At 46.0% G+C, this 25,173-nt stretch carries 17 protein-coding genes; 9 read left to right on the top strand and 8 right to left on the bottom strand.

The features are described from left to right. Positions 1 to 197: 197 nt before the first annotated feature. Positions 198 to 1,094 (bottom strand): LysR family transcriptional regulator, encoded by an 897-nt coding sequence (locus KXJ80_RS15245; protein WP_218738386.1) that lies wholly within the window; start codon positions 1,092 to 1,094, stop codon positions 198 to 200. Positions 1,095 to 1,295: 201 nt separating this feature from the next. On the opposite strand from KXJ80_RS15245, the gene KXJ80_RS15240 reads away from it, so the two are divergent. Together KXJ80_RS15240 and KXJ80_RS15235 are read left to right on the top strand one after the other, a co-directional pair. Continuing rightward, positions 1,296 to 1,772: a DoxX family protein gene (locus tag KXJ80_RS15240; RefSeq protein ID WP_047537258.1), complete on the top strand. Its 477-nt coding sequence runs from the start codon at positions 1,296 to 1,298 to the stop codon at positions 1,770 to 1,772. Positions 1,773 to 1,842: 70 nt separating this feature from the next. Beyond that, entirely contained in the window at positions 1,843 to 2,652 is an 810-nt protein-coding gene (locus tag KXJ80_RS15235) for a DODA-type extradiol aromatic ring-opening family dioxygenase (protein ID WP_218738387.1), read from the top strand. A 138-nt stretch (positions 2,653 to 2,790) separates the two neighbouring features. Here the strand turns inward: KXJ80_RS15235 and KXJ80_RS15230 are convergent, their stop codons facing one another. Next, positions 2,791 to 3,666 carry a 1,4-dihydroxy-2-naphthoate polyprenyltransferase gene (locus tag KXJ80_RS15230; RefSeq protein ID WP_037425645.1) on the bottom strand — a complete coding sequence of 292 codons (876 nt, stop codon included), beginning with the start codon at positions 3,664 to 3,666 and terminating at the stop codon, positions 2,791 to 2,793. A gap of 330 nt (positions 3,667 to 3,996) precedes the next feature. Between KXJ80_RS15230 and KXJ80_RS15225 the strand changes: the two genes are divergently transcribed. The 4 genes from KXJ80_RS15225 (at position 3,997) to KXJ80_RS15210 (ending at position 10,807) form a co-directional block, all read left to right on the top strand. Then, the gene (locus KXJ80_RS15225; RefSeq protein WP_218738388.1) at positions 3,997 to 4,929 is read left to right on the top strand and encodes an SDR family NAD(P)-dependent oxidoreductase; all 933 of its coding nucleotides are present in this window, start codon (positions 3,997 to 3,999) and stop codon (positions 4,927 to 4,929) included. A 118-nt stretch (positions 4,930 to 5,047) separates the two neighbouring features. Beyond that, positions 5,048 to 5,914, top strand: coding sequence for an acyl-CoA thioesterase II (gene tesB, locus KXJ80_RS15220; protein ID WP_218738389.1), 867 nt, complete (start codon positions 5,048 to 5,050; stop codon positions 5,912 to 5,914). A 1-nt stretch (position 5,915) separates the two neighbouring features. Then, positions 5,916 to 6,320: a YbaY family lipoprotein gene (locus KXJ80_RS15215; RefSeq protein ID WP_208662418.1), complete on the top strand. Its 405-nt coding sequence runs from the start codon at positions 5,916 to 5,918 to the stop codon at positions 6,318 to 6,320. Between the two features lie 569 nt (positions 6,321 to 6,889). Continuing rightward, on the top strand, positions 6,890 to 10,807 hold the full coding sequence (locus tag KXJ80_RS15210) for a S8 family serine peptidase (protein ID WP_259474461.1): 3,918 nt from the start codon (positions 6,890 to 6,892) through the stop codon (positions 10,805 to 10,807). Positions 10,808 to 10,899: 92 nt separating this feature from the next. Here the strand turns inward: KXJ80_RS15210 and KXJ80_RS15205 are convergent, their stop codons facing one another. Continuing rightward, positions 10,900 to 11,781 carry a LysR family transcriptional regulator gene (locus KXJ80_RS15205; protein ID WP_099457923.1) on the bottom strand — a complete coding sequence of 294 codons (882 nt, stop codon included), beginning with the start codon at positions 11,779 to 11,781 and terminating at the stop codon, positions 10,900 to 10,902. A gap of 180 nt (positions 11,782 to 11,961) precedes the next feature. Between KXJ80_RS15205 and KXJ80_RS15200 the strand changes: the two genes are divergently transcribed. Then, the gene (locus KXJ80_RS15200) at positions 11,962 to 13,212 is read left to right on the top strand and encodes an MFS transporter (RefSeq protein WP_047537240.1); all 1,251 of its coding nucleotides are present in this window, start codon (positions 11,962 to 11,964) and stop codon (positions 13,210 to 13,212) included. Between the two features lie 105 nt (positions 13,213 to 13,317). Continuing rightward, positions 13,318 to 14,832, top strand: coding sequence for an MATE family efflux transporter (locus KXJ80_RS15195; protein ID WP_218738391.1), 1,515 nt, complete (start codon positions 13,318 to 13,320; stop codon positions 14,830 to 14,832). A 374-nt stretch (positions 14,833 to 15,206) separates the two neighbouring features. Here the strand turns inward: KXJ80_RS15195 and KXJ80_RS15190 are convergent, their stop codons facing one another. After that, complete coding sequence (locus KXJ80_RS15190; protein ID WP_069454764.1) at positions 15,207 to 15,410, bottom strand: DUF2986 domain-containing protein; 204 nt, start codon at positions 15,408 to 15,410, stop codon at positions 15,207 to 15,209. 156 nt (positions 15,411 to 15,566) lie between these two features. Here KXJ80_RS15190 and yqfB point away from each other — a divergent pair, with 156 nt between their 5' ends. Then, positions 15,567 to 15,884, top strand: coding sequence for a N(4)-acetylcytidine aminohydrolase (yqfB, locus tag KXJ80_RS15185; RefSeq protein WP_218738628.1), 318 nt, complete (start codon positions 15,567 to 15,569; stop codon positions 15,882 to 15,884). Between the two features lie 53 nt (positions 15,885 to 15,937). Here yqfB and KXJ80_RS15180 read toward each other — a convergent pair whose 3' ends face one another. The 4 genes from KXJ80_RS15180 to KXJ80_RS15165 form a co-directional block, all read right to left on the bottom strand. Next, positions 15,938 to 19,003 carry an efflux RND transporter permease subunit gene (locus tag KXJ80_RS15180; RefSeq protein WP_218738392.1) on the bottom strand — a complete coding sequence of 1,022 codons (3,066 nt, stop codon included), beginning with the start codon at positions 19,001 to 19,003 and terminating at the stop codon, positions 15,938 to 15,940. Beyond that, entirely contained in the window at positions 19,000 to 22,263 is a 3,264-nt protein-coding gene (locus KXJ80_RS15175) for an efflux RND transporter permease subunit (protein WP_099457925.1), read from the bottom strand. Before KXJ80_RS15175 ends, KXJ80_RS15180 begins: the two co-directional genes overlap by 4 nt. A gap of 12 nt (positions 22,264 to 22,275) precedes the next feature. Beyond that, positions 22,276 to 23,340: an efflux RND transporter periplasmic adaptor subunit gene (locus tag KXJ80_RS15170; protein WP_037417471.1), complete on the bottom strand. Its 1,065-nt coding sequence runs from the start codon at positions 23,338 to 23,340 to the stop codon at positions 22,276 to 22,278. A 305-nt stretch (positions 23,341 to 23,645) separates the two neighbouring features. Then, complete coding sequence (locus KXJ80_RS15165) at positions 23,646 to 24,932, bottom strand: citrate synthase (protein ID WP_218738393.1); 1,287 nt, start codon at positions 24,930 to 24,932, stop codon at positions 23,646 to 23,648. Positions 24,933 to 25,173: the final 241 nt, after the last annotated feature.

Below are 25,173 nucleotides of genomic sequence, written 5' to 3'. Positions count from 1 at the left end.
TAGGCTTTTACTGAATAAGCATGATGAAAACCGTATCAGAGTGTCACGCGCATTTATTTAAGTGCTCCTTTAGGCTGAATTTTTAGCTTCTATCAAGGCAGCCAGCCTTCAAAATATGACTGATTAACGAATGTCATATTCAGATTACATATACAGATTACATATACAGATAGTGTGATATCAAAAGAGGTTAATTATCAGCTTGGCTTAATGGCTAGTTGCACTAAATTGTCCCATAGCGCCTGTGCCACAGGGCCTAGTGGCGAGTGGGGCGGCCGCATCACATAGTAATCGAGTTGGATCAGGTTTTGTCTTTCTTGTAGTTCAAGCTGTTGTAAGCTTCCTTCTGCGATGGCTTCTTCGACCATATAATAGGGAAGTTTTCCCCATCCCATCCCTCCTTGAATAAGCATTTTCTTCGTATAAAAATCATTCACATACCAACGGCGCTGCCCAGCTTGCACCCCAAATTCGATATTGGCGGTGCCAGTGCCAGTATCTTGGATCACAATTTGGTACTCGTTCACCAATTGCCTTACATGACTTAAATTGGGATAACGGCTCAGTAAACGGGGGGAAGCAACATCCAATAAACTCCCTGAAAATAAATAACCAAGCTCATAATGGCTTGAGCGGAGCAGCTCAATACCGCCAGCTGAAATCGCAATATCGGCTTTGCCTTGATTTAGGGCTTCGAGTGCTCCAGTTAAATACTCTTGTTTAAGAATAATTTGTGTATGTGGAAACTCATTTTGTGTGCGCTCTAACATCGGCAAGATTCGAGCAAGATTAAAGGAGGCCTCAAAGGCTAAGGTGATACTGGCCTCGTTACCTTTGGCTAAATGCTTGGCCACTTGGCGCATTTCCTGCGCTTCATTCAGTACGCGCTGGGCGTATTGCAATAGCTTTCGTCCCTCTTGGGTCAGTGCTAACCGATAACCTTGGCGGTCGAACAGCACTACATCTAGCTGGGATTCCAATTGTTTAATGCTCTGACTGATCGCAGGCTGGGTCTTATGGAGTTTGTCACTGGCGGCCTTTAGCGAGCCAGCGAGGGCGACGGTATTGAACATCAGCAGTTGTTCTAAGGTCATGGTAACACCCTTAAACAAATAAAGAATTATTTTAGAAGATGTTAGATATTATTCCATATTTATTTATTTTGTGTGGGCGCATAATCTCGCCATATGACAGTAGTGGGCACAAAATACGAGCCCACTACTTTGCGTTTAGGATACTGTTTAGTAAGAGTTTATACGGAATTAGGTCTAAAAGTGATGAGCAATGAGGTCGTTATGTCTATCAATCAATTATGTTTTGCCAAAAGTGAAAACAAAACCGCGGCCGAGACTGACCCTCAAAAACTCTTTGTCTGTGCCAATACCTTAAATCGTGCGGCGGCTTTGGTAACGCTCGCCATGAGCATAGTGTTTTTATTCTCGGGCATGGGTAAGTTACTCAGCGTGCCGTTTTTCCATGCGCCCTTTAGCGTGATGAATTTACCAACGGGTTTTGGCTACTTTATCGGTGTGATTGAAGTGCTGGGTGCCATTGGCATTGGCTGGCGTGAATCTCGAGTCCTGTCGGCAACAGCATTACTGTCGGTGATGATGGGAGCCATTTATTACCACTTTAATTTTGAAGCTACCCTTAACGCGCTACCCGCATTGTTATTATCTGCCTTGCTTTTTTTAATCATCAAGTTAGATGAAACCGTCGATAGATTAGTGCGTTTTCAACGTCAGCTGGTGGACATAAAAGCGGTTTTCTGATTTTGGCCACCGCGCAGACAAGTTTCAATTTACAAGTGACAACTCACTGTTTAATCAAGAGACATTTACTATGACGTACGCGAACTCGGCTCAAATGCCAGTGCTGTTTGTTCCCCATGGTGGCGGGCCTTTACCATTACTCAATGATGCAAATCATCGGGAATTACGGTCATATTTATCCAAGGTGGCAGAGACTATTCCCACGCCCAAGGCGATTGTATTAGTTACTGCTCACTGGGAAGAGGCGCAGGTGACACTGTCGAGCCATTCTCATCCTGGTATGCTGTTCGATTACTATGGTTTTCCCCCTGAGGCTTATACGCTTTCTTATCCTGCACCCGGTGAGCCGCAGCTTGCCGAAACCATTGCCAGTTTACTTAAGGCAAGCGGCATTGAGGTACGGTTGGATAATCAACGTGCCTTCGATCACGGCACCTTTGTGCCACTTAAGTTGATGTATCCTGAGGCCAACATTCCTGTGGTGCAAATGTCCTTAGTGCAGCATCTGGACCCGAGTGCCCATATTGCTATCGGTGAAGCATTGGCATCATTACGTACCCAAGGGGTGCTGATTGTGGGGTCTGGCATGTCGTTTCACAATATGCTCGCGTTTTTCTCCGGCGATCCTAAGGTGTTGCCTCGCAGCCAAGCGTTTGATACTTGGTTAACCGATGTAGTGACATCAGGCGATAACCACGCCAAGGCACAATTAATCGATTGGCAATCGGCGCCAGAGGCGCGTTTTAGTCACCCAAGGGAAGAGCATTTAATTCCTTTACATGTGTGTTTTGGGGCGGCGCATTTACAGACGCCAAAAGCCACGCATCAATTTAGTGGCGTGTTATTTAACACGGCAATCTCGGCTTATCTCTGGTCTTAATTTGTCCCTAAAAGCAAAAGGTTCATCATGTTGTGCGTTTGGCGCATCATGACGAACCTTTTTGTATTTTAACCTAGCTAATTGGTGGCTGGCTCTTACTCAGTAATGGGGACAACTCTGAGATGTTGGTATTCCAGCTTAAGCGGTAAACACCAGTCCCACACTGAATAGGGTACTGAAAATCATAGTAAGTTTTGCTGTGCGTCCCAATAGTGGATTAAGCGCCTCACCCGATACAGCATAGAAATCGCTACTGAGTTTACGGGCGATAAGCAGAGATAAACCCGCCAACAATACCGGTAATCCAGGCAGAATGCCCAGTAAGAATCCCGCGATCACTAAACCAAAGGGTAAGTAAATTAAGGCTTGATACAAGACTTTGGCCTGTGCCTCACCAATCCTCACGGCTAGGGTATGTTTGCCCGCTTGGGTGTCGGTGCGAATATCGCGGGTGTTGTTAACTAACATAATGGCGGCGTTAAATAAGCCAATCGCACAGCCAAGTAGCCACGCATTCAAATTAGTATCACCTGCCTGCAAATAATAACTGCCGACCACAGCCACTAAGCCAAAAAACACAAAGGCGGCAACTTCGCCTAGCCCGTGTGAGGCTAAAGGATAAGGACCGCCGCTGTAGCCGAGGGCGCCTAAAATTGCAGCCGCCGCTAAAATCGCTATTGGCCAACCACCGTGCCAAATCAAATAGGAACCAACTGTTAACGCGAGTAATAGGCAGAAAATCATCGCATTACGTACTTTATAGGCTGGGATCATCCCGCTTTGCGTCACGCGAACTGGGCCAATACGTTCGGCAGTATCGATACCATTTTTAAAATCAAAATAGTCATTGGCGAGGTTGACAGCGATCTGCAATAAAATCGCGCACAACATCGATGTCACGGCAATTAACCAACTGAAACGCTCAAGGTGCAGCGCTAGAATATTACCAATTAACAGGGGACCGATTGCCGCGGGTAAGGTGCGAGGTCTGATGGCTAAAATCCAAGGATTCATGATGTCTAGTCGTTATCTAAAAAGGAATGAGTAGTGAACAGCGCCATAGCATAACAAGAAATTACCCTAAAGTGAGTACTATCTAATACACGCATGTAATAGAGTTTGAATTGGCGCACAGATGTTTCGCGGTTAGGGAAAAGATTTGCCGCCAATGTCAAAGAAAATCCACATTGTCTGTGCTTTTATAGTTTATGCCGTTTACCCGTATGTCATTGGTAAAGCCAGTAACTTAACGCTGATTGAGCCTTGAGTGTAAGGCAAGTCATCGGGCTTAGCTGCCGGAGAATGAGCACGTCACCTTTATGTCAATGATAAGGATTCGATAGGATGCGTTTCGATAACCAAGTGGCGTTGATCACCGGAGCTGGCGCTGGGCTTGGGAGAGCCTATGCCATTATGTTGGCAGAGCGGGGCGCCAAAGTGGTGCTTGTCGACCAACCTAAGGTGTCCTCTAAACGCCCAAAACACCCAGATGCTGACTATAGCAATGATGAATTGCGCCAAACCCATGAGACGATTTTAAAACTCGGGGCCGAGTGCCTTTGCTTTGAGGTGGATGTCAGTCAACAGATGGATGTTCAGACTATGGTGAATAGCTTGCTTCAATGTTGGCAGGGCGTGGATATATTAATCAATAATGCCGGTGTTTATGGTGCTCGTCCTTTTGAGCATATTCAACAAGCTGAGTGGCAGCGGCAGTTTGACGTTGATGTTAATGGCAGTTTTTATCTGACTCAAGCAATATGGCCAGCGATGAAAGCACAGGGTTATGGCCGCATTTTGATGACAACGGGGGTTTCGGCACTCTTTGGTGATTTACACCAAGTCGCATTCAGTGCCGCCAAGATGGCTTTAGTGGGAATGGTAAACAGCCTATCGATAGAGGGCGAGCAATATAACATTTATGTCAATAGCTTATGCCCACAGGCATTAACGGCTATGACCCGAAAGCATTTAGCTCCTGCGATTCAACCATTATTTTCCTTTGATACGCTGACTGCGACCGTGGCGTTTTTAGTGAGTCCAAAGGCCCCTAATGGTCAGCATTTATTGGCGGGCGCTGGCAGTGTCAGCCACGGCAGATTCGCTGAGTTTCAGTCTATCTACTTTAGTGAGGGACAATGTACGCCCGATAAACTCGTGAAATATTGGTCAGAACTTCACAATGCCTTTCCGGTTAATTTACATTCCTGTGGTGAGGATAAAGTGTTGGCTTGGTCAAAACAGAGCGCTCTTGAGCATCATATAAAAATTGAGTAGTTCGGCGTGCGTTTTGTTAAATTGTTAACAAACACCATGCCAAGTGACTCCCTACTGGTCAGCCCTAGTCGAACTGAGTTACCCTTGTGTATTCATTGCTAATTTTCCGTAGGATCCCATGAGTCAGGTATTAGACGATCTCTTATCATTATTATCGCTTGAGCAAATCGAAATCGGGCTGTTTCGCGGTCAAAGTCAAGACCTAGGATTTGGGCATGTGTTTGGTGGGCAAGTCATGGGACAGGCCTTGAGCGCGGCTAAGCAAACCGTACTAGCAGAGCGCCAAGTGCATTCGCTTCACTCTTATTTTTTACGCGCAGGAGATGAGAAGTTACCCATAGTGTATGAAGTTGAAAATATGCGCGATGGAGGCAGCTTTAGTGCTAGGCGGGTGAGTGCAATACAAAAGGGACGGCCGATTTTTCATATGACCTGTTCCTTCCAAGAACCCGAGGTGGGTTTTGAACATCAATCACAGATGCCGCAGGTGCCTGGCCCTGAAGGTTTATTAAATCAAAATGAGTTGGCTATGACCTTAAGGGATAAAGTCCCAGCAAGGATCCTTGAAAAGTTTATGGAAGACGCGCCAATTGAGATGCGCTTAGTCAACCCTCTGCATCCCTTCGCACCTAAAGAAACTGAGCCATATCGCTATGTGTGGTTAAGGGCGAATGGTGCAATGCCAACAGATAGTCATATCCATGAATATTTACTAGCCTATGCCTCCGACTTTAATTTTTTAGTCACGGCGGCTCAGCCCCATGGCGTGTCGTTTTTAACCCCGGGCATCCGCATGGCAACCATAGATCATGCGATGTGGTTCCACCGACCCATTAATATGGGAGAATGGTTGCTCTACAGTATCGACAGTCCAACCGCCAGCGGTGGACGGGGTTACGTACGAGGACAATTTTTTAATCAGCAGGGTGAGCTTGTCGCATCGACGACCCAAGAGGGGCTGATCCGTATGGTAAAAGGAAGTTAATATGTTGATAAAAATAAAGTTGTTTCTTTCATTCTTACTGATGACATTTGCCTTAAGTGGCTGTGTGACGGTTCAACCCGATCCTCCGGTGGTGGTGAATGGAGCCGCGGGCTATTTGGAGAAAATTCTCCTCCCCCAAGGCAGTGAAATTACCATTGCAATTATCGATTTGAACACGCCAGGCGTCATTGTTGCCCAAAAGAGTTTTAATATCGCCCGGGCACCAGTGCCGTTTAAGTTCTTACTACCTGCACAATCAATCGATAAACGCATTAATTACGGCGTAGTGGCCATGATCAAGTATCAAGACAAGGTGATTTTTCAGACCTATGACCGTTTCCCTGTGATTAATAATGGTAAATACACCACTGAAGTATTGATGAAAGCGGTTAGAGTCGAGCAGTAATGGGGACCGTTATTTAAGTCTTACCATCTTATCAATCAAGACTTAGTTTAAAGGGGAATTATTCCCCTTTTTTGTTGCTATTTTGCCGTTGATCTCATTACTCCAAAAAGTATTTCATTCCGTAATGCATAAAACACAAGATTATTCTGCATAAATTTTTGATTTGAAATTGTTAAAAAATAATAATTAGGTGAAATAATTTCATATTAAATTGATAGATATTTATAGTTAATCATACTGTTTAGTGCGCTTTAGATTTATTCACATCTTTAGTGGCTTTTTTGTTTTTATTTTTGTTTTTAAGTATTTGCTAAATATGTGGCCTTATGTTTTAACTGGTTACGCATTCTGTTAATGTGTATTTTATTCAAAACTATTGGGTACGCTGTTCTTAATAGTTGTTTTTACGGAAAATTATACCGTTAATTATCTGTTTCAATATGTATCGTCTCGTGTTAAAACGCTGCTGTGAAGTTCACTTGGTGCAGGCATTTTATTATGTCTTCGTGCTGAATAAATATTAAAAATTGAACTTTGTAGAAAAATTATGTTTAGCGAAGGAAGCGAGAATGAAAACAAAAATTGCATTAGCAGTGTCTATGGCACTGTTGTCATCTGCAGCAAATGCGCAGACGGTATTATCTCCAACGGGTGAAACAATTCAGTTAGATATTCCTGCCGAATTATTAAATGATTCGACTCGAGGTCAATTAACCGCGGTTAACAACCAAGATGTAAAATTTATTCCTGAGCCAGAGTTTGCCGAAGGTGAGCATACTTATATTGTTCGCTTGCGTGACAGTGCTGTCGCGAATTATCAAGGGGATATTCCTGGCTTCAAAGCAACTAGCCCACAACATGTACAGTCGACCTCACAGGCAAAAAGCTCTGGTAAGACAGGTAATGTCAAGCTTAACGCCGCGGCTCCTGAGGTGAAAAACTACGTTAGTTTCCTTAAGGTCAAACAAGAGCGCTTTTTAACAAGTGCCAGTGCTGCTATTGGTACGCAGCTGGAGCCATTAACGACCTATCAATATGCACTCAATGGTATCGCAGTGCGTATGACGCAGGCGCAAGCGATAAAAATGGCTGAACTACCTGAGGTGATTTATATCGAGCGTGAGCGTATCGAACAGCTTGAGACCGATGTGAGTCAGGCACTGATCGGCTCCCCAAAGGTGTGGGACGGTAGTGCTACTGGCACCAAGGCCATGGGTGAGGGTGTGATAGTTGCGATCATCGACTCGGGTATTAACTCTGATCATGCCTCGTTTGCCGATATTGGTGGTGATGGTTATGACCATACAAACCCCTTAGGCCAAGGGATTTATATTGGTGATTGTAAAACCGATTTTGCCAGCATGTGTAACGATAAGCTGATTGGTGTGCGTAGTTACCCTGAAATCACTGATATCTATGACGATGAAAAGATTTTTGGTGCGACGCCTCCCGCTAAAAATGGTGAAGACTACGGTGGCCATGGCTCGCACGTGGCCAGCACCGCGGCTGGGAATATCTTGCTTGATGTGCCTTATGTTCAAGGAGAGAAGGGCAAATTAGAAGGTTCAGGTATCCCTACAGATATTAAGTTTGCACAGATTTCAGGTGTCGCGCCCCACGCTAATATTATCGCTTACCAAATTTGTAAACCTGGGGATGCGGGTGACAAGTATTCGGGTTGCCCGACTGTGCCTATCCTTAAAGCCATTGATGATGCGATTAAAGATGGCGTTGACGTGATTAACTTTTCCATCAGTGGCGGTGGTAATCCCTGGAATAGTGCCACTGAACAGGGTTTTTTAGCGGCACGTAATGCGGGCATTTTTGCTGCAGTCGCTGCTGGGAATACTCGTCCAGCGACCGCAACCAGTGCCGCAATCACCCAATCACCTTATTCGACTCCCAAAAATGCCCCATGGTATACCTCTGTGGCTAATTCGACACATGGCCGAACTATTAAACCAACTGTTGAATTTAATGGGAAAAATTATCTTTATACATTAGGTGATGGCCCTGCGATTGTTGAGTCTGTTACTGGTCCAGTAGTATATGCAGGCGCACTTGATGCTAATAATTTTGAAGGCTGTAATGCTTTTGCGGCTGATGCTTTCAAAGACAAGATTGCGGTAATAAAGCGGGGCACATGTGCTTTTTCTGTGAAAGTTGCAGGGGCATTAGCTGCGGGAGCGAAGGGAGTCATCATCTTTAATAGAGACGGTGAAGGTAAGGATATTGATTTTACGATGACAGGTTTAGCAGACCTCAATGTCCCTTCTATTTTGATCAGCAATCTAGATGGTATTGAACTTGTTAATAGTTTGGAAACTAATCCAAATCAACAGCTTACCATTGGTATCGCTCCTAAGGTTGTTGAACGTGAAGCTGATGTTCTTTCTAAAAGCTCGTTGATTGGCCCAAATGCGACCAATGATGTGATTGTGCCTTCGGTGGCCGCGCCTGGTTCGGATATTTACGCTGCTTATTCTGATCAACAATTTGGTCACGATAAATCGGGCACAAATCCTGCCGACTTTACCCTCATGTCGGGCACTTCAATGGCAAGTCCCCATGTTGCGGGTGCTGGCGCACTGTTAAAGTCGCTGCATAAAGATTGGACGCCGGACAATATCCGCTCCGCATTAATGCTGACTGCAACGACCGCTCAGGCGATGAAAAAAGCCGATGCTAAAACCGTTGCCGATCCGTTCGATGTGGGTGCTGGCCGTATTCGCGTGGATTTAGCCGCTAAAGCCGGTTTAGTGATGGATGAAAGCGCACTGAACTATGAAATTGCAAATCCCTTATTGAACGGCGATCCTCGTAAGCTCAACGTGCCTAGTATGGCTGATTCTCGTTGTGTCAATACCTGTACTTGGACCCGTACCGTAACCGCAACCCAAGATGGTAGCTGGACGGCGAAGGGCCAAGCGGTGACTGATAAGCTGGCACTAACGGTATCGCCTGAAAGCTTTACCCTGAAAAAAGGTGCAAGCCAAACCATTACTGTCACCGCCGATGTAACGCAAGTGGGCGCAGATTGGGGCTTTGGCAACTTAGTGCTCGAGTCAGCTAACTTCCCGACGGCGACTATGCCGATTGCGGCTAAGATTGGTAAGCGTAACCTGCCAAACTTGGTGAGCATTCAAGCGACTCGTAATGCGGATGAGATCACTCTTGAAGGCTTAAAGGCGGTGGATTTTGCTAGCGTTGGCGCCGAAGTGACGGGCCTCAAGCTGAGCCAAACCATTGAGTCAAGCGTGAAGCAAGACTCGAATAATGCTTCATATACAGATGATCTTGATGATGGCGTCAAAGTGTTTAAGTTTGACGTTAATGAAAATGCACTGTATTTCCGAACCTCAATTAGCTATACCACATCGCCCGATCTCGATATGTACGTGCTACTCGATAAAAACGATGGCAGCAAACTTGCGCGAGCGGGCTCATCAGCCAGAGATGGTTCACAGGAAAGTGTATTACTCAATAATCCGGTTAAGGGCACTTATTACGTCATTGTACAAAACTATACTGCTTCAACAGCCACGGCTGATGATGTGTTTGGTTTAAAACAATTGACCCTCTATGACACGGCTGAGGATAACCTCACTGCGACGCTGTCTGGCGATACCAATGACTTTGACGTTAAGCTGACGTGGAAGGACGCGCTCAAAGTCGGTGATGAAGGTTTAGCTATGCTGACCCTCACCACTGGCGATGACAAAGTAGCACCAGTGAAGCTCCCCGTCGTCTTTGAACGTGTAGGTGATGATGTGCTGTCGCCTCTGGGCAATACGCTGAGCGGTCAGTTAACGCCGGGCGTGGCTAAGGTGATGAAAACCCGTATCGAAGCCAATAAAACCCAAGTAACACGCGTGTATAACTTAGAAGCTATGCTGCCTGAAGGCCATGAAGTGGCTAACATCAGCCATGACGGCAAGCAAGATGGCAATAAGATCACTTGGACGATCGAGATGCCATCGGGCGCTGAAGCAAAAGACATCAGCTTTGAGCTGGTTCCACGTAAGGCAGGTGTTGATAATGAGTTAAGCCTGTCGAACAAGGTCAACAATGCGTCGTCAGAAACCTTGACTCAGCGCTATCAGTTCGATGTTGCTGAAGTGGCGCCTGTGGCCAAGGTTGAAGCGCCAACGTCAGTACAAGAAGGTAAGCCGTTGTTTATCGATGCCAGTAAATCATCGGATGCGAATAATGATCCGCTGACCTACAAGTGGACTCAGTTAGGTGGCGCAAGCTTTAATTTTGACCCCGCAGCGGCCAAATTAAACTTAGTGGCGCCAAGTGTGAATGGCGCGGCACAAACCGTATCATTCCAACTGACGGTATCCGATAACCACGGCAATAGCGATTCGAGCTTAGTATCTGTCTCTATTACCGATACTCCGCCGAAGAAGGATGACGGTGGTGCCTTAGGCTGGTTAAGTTTATTACTGCTGCCATTTGCCTTTGGTCGCCGTAAACTGCGCTAAGTGGTTCGAGCTGAAACCGGTTAACCTTAGCATGTTTAAGGGTTAACCCTGATGAGGGCCGAGATTATCGGCCCTTTTTTATTGCCCGTTTATTATCGATTTTTCATCAAAAATTCCACAAAGGCGCGGTCGGCTTGACTGACGGGACGTTGCTTTTTCCACGCAATATGCAGATTTAAAAACACTGGTGGGTCAAAGGGTTTGGCGAGAATGTCGTCTTTTGGACTGATGGCCATTTCGAGCACGCTGGTGATACCAAATCCCTGCGACACAATTTGTTTGATCAAGTTAATCAGATTGGTCTCAAAGGCAATATTGGGCTTTTTACCCAAGTCTTTTGCCTGAGAGAGGATCCACTCGCGGTGAAAATAGCCGGTTTTGAACATCACCAGTTCATGGTCAAAGAAGTCGTTGAGGCTGACCGCAGGATGATCAGCAAGTGGATGCTCGGCGCCCATGGCGATCACCATCTGCTCACGGATCAACAATTGGCTATCGAAGTCACTCTGCAGATCTTGGGCAGTAATGATAGCAATATCCACTTCTTCCTGTTGTAACATCCGCAGCGCGTCACGGGTACCGCCTTCGAACAGTGACAGCTTTAACTCGGGATATTGATGACGAAACGCCATAAGGCGTGAGGGCAGATAGAAGGAGCCCAGCATACCCGGCACCGCAATCCGAACTTCCCCCGAAGTGAGATTCGCCATGGCACGGATTTGTGCTTCCGCCTGCTTGATTTGTTTTAGGATCAACGTGGCATGTTGGTGCAGCACTAAGCCTTCGGCGGTGAGCGCGAGGTGCTTGTCATTTTTATTGCTGGTGCGGTTGATCAGGGTGACGCCAAGAGATAGTTCGAGCCGTTTAATGCTTTGGCTTAGGGCAGGCTGCGCCATATTGAGCTTCTTGGCCGCGGCGGTAAAACTGCCAGTATTTGCAAGTGCATCTAAGTGTTTAAGTTGGCGTATATCCATGGTGTGAGCCTTTTGCTTGTGATGCACGCTTACGCGCGACAATTTGCGATAACCATGTCAGTTATAAAAATTTGCCATAACAAAAATCAATAATGTCGATATAAATTATCTATTATTGTTATGTTATGCCCAGTGCTAACCTTTGTCTATTATTAGAGTGAGGCGTTATCGAGGCTAAAAGTGCAAGCCGTGTTAGACACTATTATCGACAATAAACAACGTGATACCCGACTGATGTGGGCACTGTGTGTGGCATCCGTGGTGGTATATATCAATCTGTATTTGATGCAGGGCATGTTACCGCTGATCGCTGAGCATTTTGCCGTATCGGGATCGCAGGCTACGCTCATTCTCTCTGTGACCAGTTTTTCATTGGCATTTTCCCTATTAATTTATGCGGTTGTGTCCGACAGAATTGGCCGGCATACGCCGATTGTGGTGAGTCTTTGGTTATTGGCATTGTCGAACCTGCTGCTGATTTGGGCTGGGGACTTTAATGCGCTTGTGTATGTGCGTTTTTTACAAGGCGTATTGCTCGCTGCGGTGCCTGCCATTGCCATGGCTTATTTTAAGGAGCAACTCTCGCCAAGCACTATGCTCAAAGCCGCGGGCATTTACATTATGGCCAATAGTATCGGCGGGATTGTTGGGCGTCTGCTGGGCGGGTTGATGTCGCAGTTTTTATCTTGGCAGGAGTCCATGTGGCTACTGTTTTTAGTGACCCTCGCAGGTGTTGCCTTGACGAGCTTTTTATTACCTTCTGGCGCAGATGCGAAGGCGATATCTGGCGGGCAAACCTCGGCGCCTTCAGTCTCAAAACGGGCTCGGTTACTTCAGGATTTTTACGGCTTTAGTCACCATCTAACCGATCCACAAATGCGGTTAGCCTATGCCATCGGTGGGATCACTTTTATGATGATGGTGAATCAATTTAGCTTTATTCAACTGCATTTGATGGCCGCGCCCTACGAGTGGAGCCGCTTTCAAGCGACCTTGATTTTTTTGTGTTACTCCAGTGGTACTGTGGCCTCCTATTTTACCGCTAAGTGGCTGGCAAAATTTGGTCAGCACAAGTTATATCAATGGTCTTGGTGTTTGATGCTGTTGGGCAGTTTATTGACCCTGTTTGATACCACAGCCACCATTTGCATGGGCTTTTTGATGACGGCATGTGGATTCTTCTTAACCCACAGTTGTTGCAACTCTTTTGTGGCGATGCGCGCAAGCCGCGATCGCGCCAAGGCCACTTCGCTGTATCTGTGTTGCTATTACTTAGGCGCCGCTTTGGGCGGACCTTACTTGATGTTATTTTGGCATAAAGCCGAATGGCAAGGGGTGGTGATGGGGTCGTTAACGCTGCTTGCGTTAATTGCATTGTCAATCAGTCGTCTGCGTTACCACCAAACGAAGATGAGCCCAATTGCGGCATAAGCTGCTTTAGTGCTTGACCTAAATACCCATAGATGACTATAAAAGCAAAGGCCAACAATTCAGTGTTGGCCTTTGCTTTTGCAATTAATAAGGTAAAACAACCCCATGACCCAAGCTAAGTTTGTTGAAGGTTCAATTCTTCGCCATATTCTCGTGATGAGTTCAACCGCTGCGGTGGGGATTTCTGCGTTATTTGTAGTCGATTTACTGGATATATTTTTCTTAAGCTTATTGGGCGAACATGAATTAGCCGCGGCTGTAGGTTATGCGGGCAGTATTTCATTTTTTACCACATCAATTGGCATAGGTCTCTCCATTGCGCTCGGGGCCTTGGTGTCTCGCTCTATCGGCGCTAAGGATATCGAATTAGCGAAACGCCTATTACTTAACAGTGCGGTGGTGACCACGATCATTAGTGTGTTGGTTAGCATTGTGGTCACGACTTTTATTCCTGAATTAGTCACGCTTGTGGGTGCCAGCGGTCATACTGCCGAGCTTGCAGAGAGTTATCTGTATATTTTGGTGCCGTCGCTGCCGTTCATCTGTCTCGCAATGGCCCTTGGCGGTGCGCTGCGTGCCGTGGGAGATGCAAAACTTTCGATGATGTCGACCTTAGCGGGGGGCGGCGTGAATGCTGTGCTTGATCCTATTTTTATTTTCCTGTTTGCGATGGGGATTGAAGGGGCTGCACTGGCATCAGTATTGGCTCGTATTGCGGTATTTATCATCGCGGGTCGGGGTGTTGTGGTCAAACATCAACTCCTTGGCAGGTTTAATCTTCACTATTTTAAAGCCGATCTTAAACCGATTTTCGCCATTGCAGGACCAGCCATACTGACCAACATTGCCACACCAATTGGTAATGCGTTCGTGACCCGGGCAATTGCGGATTTTGGTGATGCTTATGTTGCGGGTTGGGCGGTACTCGGCAGGTTAGTGCCTGTCACTTTTGGGATGATTTTTGCCTTATCCGGCGCTATTGGGCCTATTGTTGGGCAAAACTTTGGAGCAGAACGATTCGATCGGGTGCGCGAAAGTTTAACGAAGGCGATTCAATTTTGTACCTTGTATGTGGTGGTGATGTCGTTACTTTTGTTTTTACTTAAAGCGCAAATTGTCAGTTTGTTTGATATGAAGGGCGATAGTGCGGCACTTATTGAATTTTTCTGCAGCTATATTGCGGTGTTTTTTATCTTCTCTGGGATTTTATTTGTCGCAAACGCCTCCTTTAATAATTTGGGTAAGGCCAAATATTCCACCTTATTTAATGTGGGCAAGGCGACTTTAGGTACCGTTCCCTTTGTGTATATGGGCGCGCAGTGGGGCGGGGTTTATGGGGTACTTATTGGCCAAGTCATAGGCTCAATTCTTTTTGGTATTTTAGGGGTTTGGGTTGCCTATCGTTTAGTTGATAAGGTCGCGTTGACATCGACCGGACATGGTGTTGCTGGCTTAGCAGCCGATGTGGACGAATTGATGACGAATGAGGTGGCACAGAATTTACCGAGTGCAACTAGCCCTCTTTCATCCTCCTGCGCGCAGATGGCACAATTGACGGAAGAGCAAGAAATGGAGCCTGTTATACCCTTTATAGAGCAACAGGATAATGCTAAGCGTTAATGTATGTAGTGACTAGGGCGTGTTGACGTTTCGAGATTAGATTTTGTTCGTTCTGGCAAGCACGTGCTCGCGAAACGAGGAATGATGTGTAGTTATTCTACTCAAATGACGAGTGACAAAGAGCAAGGGCTTGCCAGACGAACCCTTCGGGCAGCATTTGGCTGACTTTTATGCCGCGTTATCGTCCGTTTATGTAGAATAACTACACTGCACGGACTTTGCTTTGCATAAAAGCCAGCCACATTGCTGCAAAAATAACCCTGAAACGTCAACAGGCCCTAATAACTGACTATTTAAAATAAAAATGCCACAGTTTGGCTGTGGCATTACTTATTGGTCTTATTAGCGCATAATTTTGTTTTCATTAAACAATATTATTGCTCAGTTGTTGCCTCTTGTGGCTCACTTGCTGCTGATTCTATTTCTGCAGTCGCAGCAAGTGCTGCGATTTTGGCGCGTTCAGCCTTAGAGATATAGCCAGATTTTGCGGGTGCGCCAATGGTGGCTGGATCGACTTTATTCAGTCTAGCTTTAGCACGTTTCGCAATTTTTTTGATGATCTTTTGTTTCTTGTTCATAAAGTCTCTAATGTCGTTCGCACCCGCTAAGCGCAGGAATATGAGGCCAATGGCTCAATTGAGGTCGAATTCTAACTTAAATCGCGCAAACTGACCATGTTTTGCTGTATTTTGTGCCGTACTATCGGCATTTTGACTGGATAAATAGAGGGATTAATCTTGTTAACTGACATCACTTTTTTTGAACGCTTTGAACACGATATTTTGATGGGCAAGAAAACGATTACGTTACGTAATGAAGCCGAATCCCATGTAATACTAGGGCAAATCCTCCCAGTGTCGACCTTTGAAACTCATCGTTGGTTTTGTGACATCCAAGTGTTGGAGGTAATGCCAATTACATTGTCTGGACTCACAACACTGCACGCCCAACAAGAAAATATGACCTTACCCGAACTGCACCAGGTGATTGCCGAGATTTACCCAGGTCTTGAACAGTTATATATGATCCGTTTTAAGGTGCTAACAAAATAATAAAGGCTGCGATGCAGCCTTTTTAATGAGCAATGTCAAGCTATCCCGTCATATCATGTTTTGGCTGTCCACGGTAAGAGTTTTTGGGCGATACGATTCGATTCGCCAAGTCGCACTGCGGCGCGGTATCGCATTCTATAGAGGAGTTGATAACACAATGGCACCAAATATAGGCTAGTTACGGTTGAGAAAGACAAGCCGCCAATAATGGCAATTGCCATCGGATAATATGGCGGGCCGCCGCCACCAATTTGGGTATCGCCCATCGCCAGTGGCACTAAACCTAGTACGGTTGTTCCTACTGTCATCAGTACCGGGCGCAAACGGGTAATACACACTTCGCGAATGGTGTCCGACAGCTTATCGAGATCGGGTGTCATTTGGTTGATTTGATCGACCAAGACGATACCGTTATTTACCACGATGCCCATTAAAATCAGGATACCGATCATCGCCATGACCGACATAGGCGTGCCTGTGAGCAGCAACGCCCAAAACACCCCGGTTATCGAGAAGAGGATTGAGGTAATAATGGCCGTCGGTAATAACAAGGACTCAAATAGTGCCGCCATCACGATGTAAATCATAGCGATAGCAAGTAACATATTGATTGCCATGATACTTTGGTCTTCATCTTGGCGTTCAAAACCGCCCCGTAGCGAATAGTTATAGCCATCAGGAAAACGCACATTCTCCATCACTTGTTTGATCTTAGTTTGGGCTTCCTCTGTGGTGAGATTATCCAAGTTCGCTCCGATAGACAGCGAAGTTTGGCGATTATAGTGCTTGATGGTATCGAATCTAGGTTGGATTTCGATACTGGCAAGGTTATCAAGTGTGTAAAGGCGTTGATCGATTCGCACTACCGGCAATTGCTTAAGCTTATCGAGGGATTTTTGCCATTCCTTCTCATAGGCCATTTCGATACGCAGTTCCCCGTTTGGATCGTGCCTAAATGAGCGCAGTGGTGTCCCTCTTAGTGCCATTGAAATGCTGGAAGCTACTTCGTTCAGTTTTAAATCCAGTCTTGCCGCCATTTGCCGATTAATACGGATAACCACTTCCTGTTGAGCACCGTTGACTTCAGAACGTACATCCACTAAGCCTTTGATCGTCGAGAGTAATGGCAACACTTGATCACTCAAATAGATAAGCTCTGAGGTGGAGCGTCCAGTGAGGGTGACGCGTACACCCGAATTATCGTCACCCCAGCCAAACTGAGGTTTAGCGATGGAGTACTTAGGAAAGCCACTGCGAATATTCTTCTTCAGTTCATCAAGGGACATGGGCAGATCTTTTTTCAATAAGATGACCGATGAGGCTTCGTCGGGAGCATAGTAGCTATACACAGAGTCAATATGGAATTTTTCTTTATTTTTATAAAGATACTCCTCCATTTGACCCACCATCGCTTCGGTCACGTTGAGATTATGGCGCCCTTCAACTTGGTAGTTGATGTAAATTCGCTCTTTACTTTGACTGTCCTCTTGATCCTGCTTGACCATTGACAAGGGCAGGGCGGTAGATGCGAGAATCGCGATGGCGATCAGCCCTGAACGCCAAGGTCTGAGAAGCACCCAATTAAGACTGCGATTGTAGAAACTTTGCAATTTACCCGCAGATTTCTCTGGTGCAATCTCAAAGTGGAACTTAGTCAACATCAATGGAATTAATGTTTTAGCCACCAAAAGTGATGCTGCCAGCGAAATACAAATCGCAATGGCTACATGCTCAAGGAAAATAGTCAGCTGAACTTTTACCCCAAAAATATTGGGTAAAAACACAATCGCTGTAGTCATAGTACCCGCCAGTACAGCAAGACTCACCTTATCGACCCCCGTCATAACAGCGTTTTCATTGTCTTGGGCGCTGGTTTTGAGTGAGTTACCTTGTTTTTCTTGCAGTACACTTTCGGTGACCACAACGGCGTTATCGATAAGCATACCTACAGCCAATAACAAGCCCATCATCGATAGAATATTCAAGCTGTAACCGAGCAGATACATGGCGGCTAACGTCATACCGATAGAAATTGGTACTGAGGACACCACAATTAGGGTCATCTTGAGGTTTCTTAGGAACAGATAAAGCACGACAAATGATAACAACGCACCGATCAATCCCGACAGCAGTAGATCCGATAAAGAGGATTTCACGCCTGAGGCTTGATCTTCCATAATAAACAAACGGATACCTTGAAATTGTTGGTCTTGTTTGGCCTGCTCAATGACTTTAAGTACGCGGTCGGACACATCCACCAAATTGGCGCCGGAGGCTTTAAATACATCTAAACCCACCGCATAGTGTTGATCTAAATGGCGTCCTTCACTGCGCTCAGGCAGGGAAAATTGCACATCGGCAACATCGCCTAAGGTCAGTCCAGGGATTAACACCAGCGACTTAATATCCTCAAGGTTTCTAAATTCCCCCTTAGGGGAGACTTGATAAACGAGGTTACTTTCTCTCAAGGTGCCAGCACTTAACACGAAGTTTTCGCGCCCGAGACGAGCTTGTAATTCAGTCGCTGAAAAACCGCTGGCGGCGAGTCTATTTGCATTGATCCGCACTTCAATCTGCTTTTGTTCAACCCCATAGAGACTCACCTTAGAGACGCCCTCCACCCGCTCTAATGGTCGTTTTAGCTGCTTATCGAGTAAATCGAATGCACCAGAGAGCTCGCGGTCGCTCGAAATGCGTATAGTGAGTACAGGCATATCGGCAGTGGAAAATTGGCGGATAAATACCCGCTCAACATCCTTGGGCAATAAATGCCGCACGGCATCGATTTTTTCGCGTGCTTCTAAGCTTTTTGTGGCAACGTTTTCGCCCCATTTCATATTGATTTCAATTTCAGCGCCCTCTTGGGAGGACTCTGATTCAAGTTCATCGATACCGCCCATGGTGGCGAGCGACTCTTCGAGCACCTTAGTGATATCGCGTTCCACTTCTGCAGGAGTCGAGCCTTTATAAGGCACTTGCACGACAATCTGCGGAATATCAATACCGGGGAACATTTCGAGCGGTAATAGACGGCTAGAAGCCAGACCAAACAGCAAGATAGCAAAGAAAAACATGCTGGTGGTGACAGGGCGCTTTATCGCTAGATGGGTGAGGTTCATAGGCGAGCCTCCGCAGTTTCTGCCGTGTTGTCTTGCTCAGTGGTGGTATGCGTAAACTCTTTACGGTCAAACAGGGCATAGAGCACTGGGATTACAATCAAGGTTAATAACGTCGATAAGCTCAAGCCAAATATCACGGTAATCGCCATTGGTGCGCGAACTTCTGAGCCATCGCCTAGCCCTAATGCCATAGGGAGCAGACCTAGTACAGTGGTGAGCGTTGTCATCATAATCGGGCGAAGACGGGATTTCGCTGCGACTTTTATGGCTTCAAGCTTCTGCACGCCCTCAGCACGTAGTTGATTTATTCTATCCACTAATACAATGGCATTATTGACGACGATCCCCGCCAGCATGATAAGGCCAATAAAGACCACCACGCTTAGATGGGTTTGGGTGATATAAAGACCAAGCACACTTCCAGCCAGTGCCATTGGTACAGCGAATAAAATGAGCAATGGATGCAGCAGTGACTCAAATTGGCTTGCCATCACGAGGTATACCAAGAACACCGCTAGGATCAATGCAATTTTTAGTGATTGGAATGAATGCTCCATTTCCTCATTCTGGCCACCGAAACGGGCTTGCACCGATGCCGGCAATACCTGCGTAGACAGGATTTGCTGTGCCTGGGCTACGGCATCACTTAAGTCGCCGTAGGCAAGGTTTGCCGATACCAAGGCCACCCTTTGTTGACTGATACGGTTAATCGCCGATGGGCCTAATTGCAGTGATACTTCTGCTACTGCACTAAGGGCTATGGGTTGGGAGCTGTCAGGGTTGATAATTAAGGTATCGATGTCGCTAATTTGATCCCGCTCATCCAGTTGACTCCGAACGAGAATATCAATCTTGCGATCACGAACCGTATATTGACTGGCGACAGTGCCACCAACACGTTGGGCAATGCGATTGGCAACCGTCGGGGCATCCATTCCTAATGCGGCTAAACGAGCATGATCGAAACGGATGCTCAATTCTGGCTGACCATCACGCAGGCTAGTATTTACATCGGCAAAGCGATCAGATGCTGACAACGCCTTAACAAGGTTATCGGCACTGCGTTTTAGTAAGGTTAAATCGTAGCCTGTTAGCTCAATCTCCAATGGCGTCTTAAAGCTAAAGAGTTCAGGTTGCTCGATTTTTGCCTCAAGCTCGGGGATGCGGCGCGCCGTGTCTCGTAGCACTTGCGTTACCTGATGATAGGCGTTGTGATCTCCAAGTACGACCTGTAATCTGCCCCAGTTTTCGCCACCACGAGCGGTATCTGAGGTCATTAACCCTCCGCTACCCGCTTGGCTGTAGGCATGTTTCACTTCTGGTCTGTCTTTAATCGACATCGCCAGTTGTTGCAAGACCCTATCGGTTTCACCTACAGCAGTGCCAGGTGGTAGCAGTATTTCAACATAGAATTCCCCTTGGTTCATCGGTGGAATTAATTCCATTCCTAAACGGGGAAGCAAGCTAATACAGGCACCAGTGATCCCAATTGTCAGTAGTAACGTCATGATTTGCTTACGCAGCGCCAAAGCCAGTAGCTTATGGTAAATAGACTCTATACTGTGGTACACAACATTAAAGCCATTGCTCAGCGGGCGCATCACTAAGCCAAACAACCAAGAAAAGAAGCGGCCAATAATCAACACTAAGGTGAGTAAGGCACTCGGCAAGTAACTAAATAGCAACACAATCGGGAAGGAGAACACCGTCGCACTATAGTGTTTTAATTTGCCAAGTTTAGTGGTCGGTTTTTCCTTCGGCGTTTTATTCATGAGCTCCGGCAAAGCTTTAAATCCTTCCCGTGAGGCCAGCATAGGAATCGAGGTTAAGGCAACCAGTAAGGAGGCCAAGAGCGCAAAGGTCACCGTTAAGGCTTGATCTGAAAAGAGGGCGCCAGCAATACCATCGACAAAAACTAAGGGAACAAACACCGCGAGCGTCGTCATTGTCGAGGCGAAAATCGCGCCAGCAACCTCCTTTGTGCCCGTTACCGCAGCATCCAATTTACTCATGCCTTCACTGCGACAGCGGTCGATGTTTTCGAGTACCACAATCGCGTTGTCAACCAACAGACCAATCGCCAGCGCAATACCACCTAATGACATGATGTTTAAGCTGATATCGGCAAAGTACATCATGTTAAAGGTAGCGATCACCGAGAAGGGGATTGAGATAGAGATAATCAGCGTCGGGATAATATTGCGCAGGAACAGATAAATCACCAGCATGGACAAAATACTGCCTATTAACGCTGAAGAGGTCACTTCACTGACAGCACTTTCGATAAACTCGGATTGATCGTAAATCACTTCCAGTTTGTTCTGCTGAGGATCTTTGTTGATCTTCAATAGCTCATCGCGCAATTTTTTGGCAACGGCGACCGTGTTTGCATCACCTTCCTTATAAATAGCCAGTTCTATCGATTCTTGGCTACCGATACGGGTGATATCGCTGCGCTCTTTAAAGGCATCGGTAATCGTAGCGACTTCAAATAGACGTACTAAGGTTTGTGCGTCGCGATAAACGATCACTTGCCCTAGTTCTTCCAATGAATTGAATTGGTTAAGGGTTCGTACCAGATATTCGCGGTCGCCTTGGATCACTTTGCCCGCAGATAAGTTGATGTTTTCCTCGTTGATGCGACGCTTAATGTCATCGGCATTCAAATTGAGTTGGGATAATTTTTCCTGATTGAGCTGAATATGCACTTCCTGTTCTAAACCGCCGGATAAACGCACAGCGGCAACCCCAGAAAGAGCCTCTAGGCGGCGCTTAAGCTCTTCTTCTGCGTAGGTACGCATCTGTTTGAGCTCTGTCTCAGTGGCATTTGGTACAGACAGCGCTAGGCGCATGATAGGATCAAGGTTGGGGTTAAAGCGAAGTAGTAATGGCTTTTTAACATCGAGCGGCAGGGCGATAGTGTCGAGTTTTTCACGCACATCGAGACTTGCCATATCCATAGTGGTGCCCCATTCAAACTCAAGTACCACATCGGACATGCCTGAGCGAGAAATAGAGCTGATCTTACGTAAGCCTTTCACCACACCGACGGCTTCTTCAATGGGTTTTGAGACCAGTTGCTCCACTTCAACGGGCGCAGCACCGTCGTACATGGTTCGAATGGTTAAGGTGGGGTAGCTTAAATCGGGTAGGAGTTTTACCGCTAAGCGCGAAAATCCGACCATACCAAATAACATAATGGCCAGCATGAACATCCATACCGTGACTGGCCGTTTAACTGAGGTGCTAATGATTGACATGAAAGACTCCTATCAGTTCTTCGCTGAGGCCAAATCGAGTGGGGTAATGACTTCAACTAAGGACTGGTCTTTCAAATTTTGCTGACCACGGGTAACGACGAGTTCGCCAGGCTTGATACCAGAAACAATTTCAATTAAATCACCTTCGCGGTATCCGATTTGAACTTCGCGACGGTTAGCATTGGTGCCGTCAATGACGTACAAGGCTTGCTTATTATCTTGATTGATTAAGGCGCTGTAGGGCACGGTAATCACATTTTCATGGGTGTCATATTTTAATTCGACCCGAGTGAACATCCCCGCTTTTAGGCGGGCGTCTTGATTTGGTACGGCCAAAGTGACTTTAAATGTGCCGCTTTGTGGATCCACGACAGGGCTGATACGTAGTACAGTTGCATGGATAGCATTTTTACTCTGTTGATTGCTAAATACTTGAGCCTCTTGGCCTAAGCGCAAACTGGTTAATTGCTGCTCTGGTAGATGCACAATGCCGTGCAATTCATCTTGGTTAACGATATAAAACAATTCGCCATACTCTTTAGCCATATTGCCCGCTTTTACATACCGCTTGGCAATAATGCCATCAATGGGCGAAACCACATGGCTTTCCTTCACTTGTAGTTCGGCAAGATCCCGTCTAGCAATAGCTGCTTGCAAGTTGTATTCAAGCTTGGCCATAGAGTCAGCGCTAACAAATTCTTTATTATTCATTTTCTTTAAGCGGTTTAACTCTTGCTCAATGATTTTAACTTCCGCTTCGGAACGATCTAAATCATATTGCTGACGTTTGGCATCAATAACCGCTAGTATTTGTCCTTTTTTAACGCGGTCGCCTTCTTCCACATTAATGGCTTCGATTAGGCCAGCGATTCGACTGACAACATTCGCCTCCTGTGGGGCTTCAAGGGTGGCCGTAGTACTGTAAAAAGAAGAGACATTACCCTGAATCACGGTCGTCGTTTCAACGGGAATAGCATATTTTTCTTCTTTTTTAGCTACTTCCTCTTCACCACAAGCCGCCAACATTGACACTAATAAAACGGGTAGGGCGAACTTAATCATTTTAGACTTTTCCATAAGAACTGTTACCTATTGTTTGAATATAATGATGCTGAATAGCATAAAACGTGCCACTTATTAAGTTGCTGTTTTTATTTGTTAATTATTATTTTTGACGATTTTGCGCTAAGATGAATACGCCATATGTAGCTAAAAAGTTTAAAAAGTGATGAAAAATGCTAAATAAGTTTTCATCGTGGGGCAAGAAACATGTCATCGGGTGAGGGGCTACTGTCTTAGTAGAACATGCCTAGAGTTAGAGTGAGATAAATGGCAATAAAAAAGCGCCCTTGAGGGCGCTTTGAATCGATAAACCGCAGTGCTTAGCGTTTATCTAGGTCGACGAAGTCACGCGCAGTCTCGCCAGTATAAAGCTGACGTGGACGGCTGATCTTGTGACCAGGTTGATCCAACATTTCTTTCCAGTGAGCAATCCAACCCACAGTACGCGCTAATGCGAACAGTACAGTGAACATGCTGGTAGGAATACCAATGGCTTTCATGATGATGCCTGAGTAGAAGTCGACGTTTGGATAGAGTTTCTTCGAAATGAAGTACTCATCTTCTAGCGCAATACGCTCAAGTTCCATGGCGACATCTAATAATGGATCTTGTACTTTTAGCTCTTTTAACACTTCGTGACAGGTTTCACGCATCACTTTAGCACGTGGGTCAAAGTTTTTGTAAACACGGTGACCAAAGCCCATCAGACGGAATGGGTCGTTCTTGTCTTTCGCACGGGCAATGAATTCAGGAATACGGTCTACTGAACCGATTTCCTCTAACATTTGTAGACAAGCTTCGTTCGCGCCGCCGTGTGCAGGGCCCCATAGAGAAGCAATACCCGCAGCGATACACGCGAATGGATTCGCGCCTGAAGAACCGGCTAAACGTACGGTTGACGTTGACGCGTTTTGTTCGTGATCCGCATGAAGAATGAAGATACGGTCCATAGCACGTTCAACAATTGGGTTTACCTTGTACTCTTCACAAGGAACGGCAAACATCATGCTTAAGAAGTTGCCTGCATAGCTTAAGTCATTACGTGGATAAACGAATGGCTGGCCTGAAGAGTACTTGTAGCACATAGCAGCAATCGTTGGCATTTTGGAGACTAGGCGATAAGCGGCGATTTCGCGGTGGCGAGGATCGTTGACATCGAGTGAGTCTTGATAAAATGCAGACAATGCACCAGTAACACCACACAACATCGCCATAGGATGAGCATCACGACGGAAACCTCTAAAGAAGAAGGCGAGTTGCTCATGAACCATAGTGTGGGTTTTTACTGTGTGTACAAATTCAGCATATTGCTCTTTCGTCGGCAGTTCACCGTAAAGCAGCAGGTAACACAGGTCTAAGTAATCTGAGTCAACGGCGAGTTGCTCGATTGGATAGCCGCGGTGTAACAATATACCTTGATCGCCATCGATATAGGTAATTGCAGATTCACAGGAGGCTGTCGCGAGAAAACCTGGATCAAAAGTGAAGTAACCCTTGCTGCCAAGTTTACTGATATCGATTACGTCAAAACCAGCGGATCCTTGCTTTACTGGCAATTCTATCGAGTCGTTCCCTGGTAATTCTAATTTGGCTTTTAAATCAGCCATACCCCGTTCTCCTTACTTCGTTCTTATCTGTGAGTGCGGCATGTCAAACCGCCATTACTTTACAGCCATTCTAGATCACATTTCAATTTAAATAAGCGTTTAAATTTGTTAGACCATGGTATAAAACGCTTTACTTTCCTTGCCACAACTGGCACTTAGGTGAAAATATCCTTAAAAAAACAAAATTTGCATTCTGTGATGTTTGTATTTGACATTTCCCGCGAGTATACTTGCCTCCGCC

Origin of the sequence: Shewanella xiamenensis, assembly GCF_024971755.1 — a bacterium.
Taxonomy (GTDB): domain Bacteria; phylum Pseudomonadota; class Gammaproteobacteria; order Enterobacterales; family Shewanellaceae; genus Shewanella; species Shewanella xiamenensis.
Note: the sequence above shows the minus strand (reverse complement) of the source record. Positions and strands in the feature narration are given on the sequence as shown.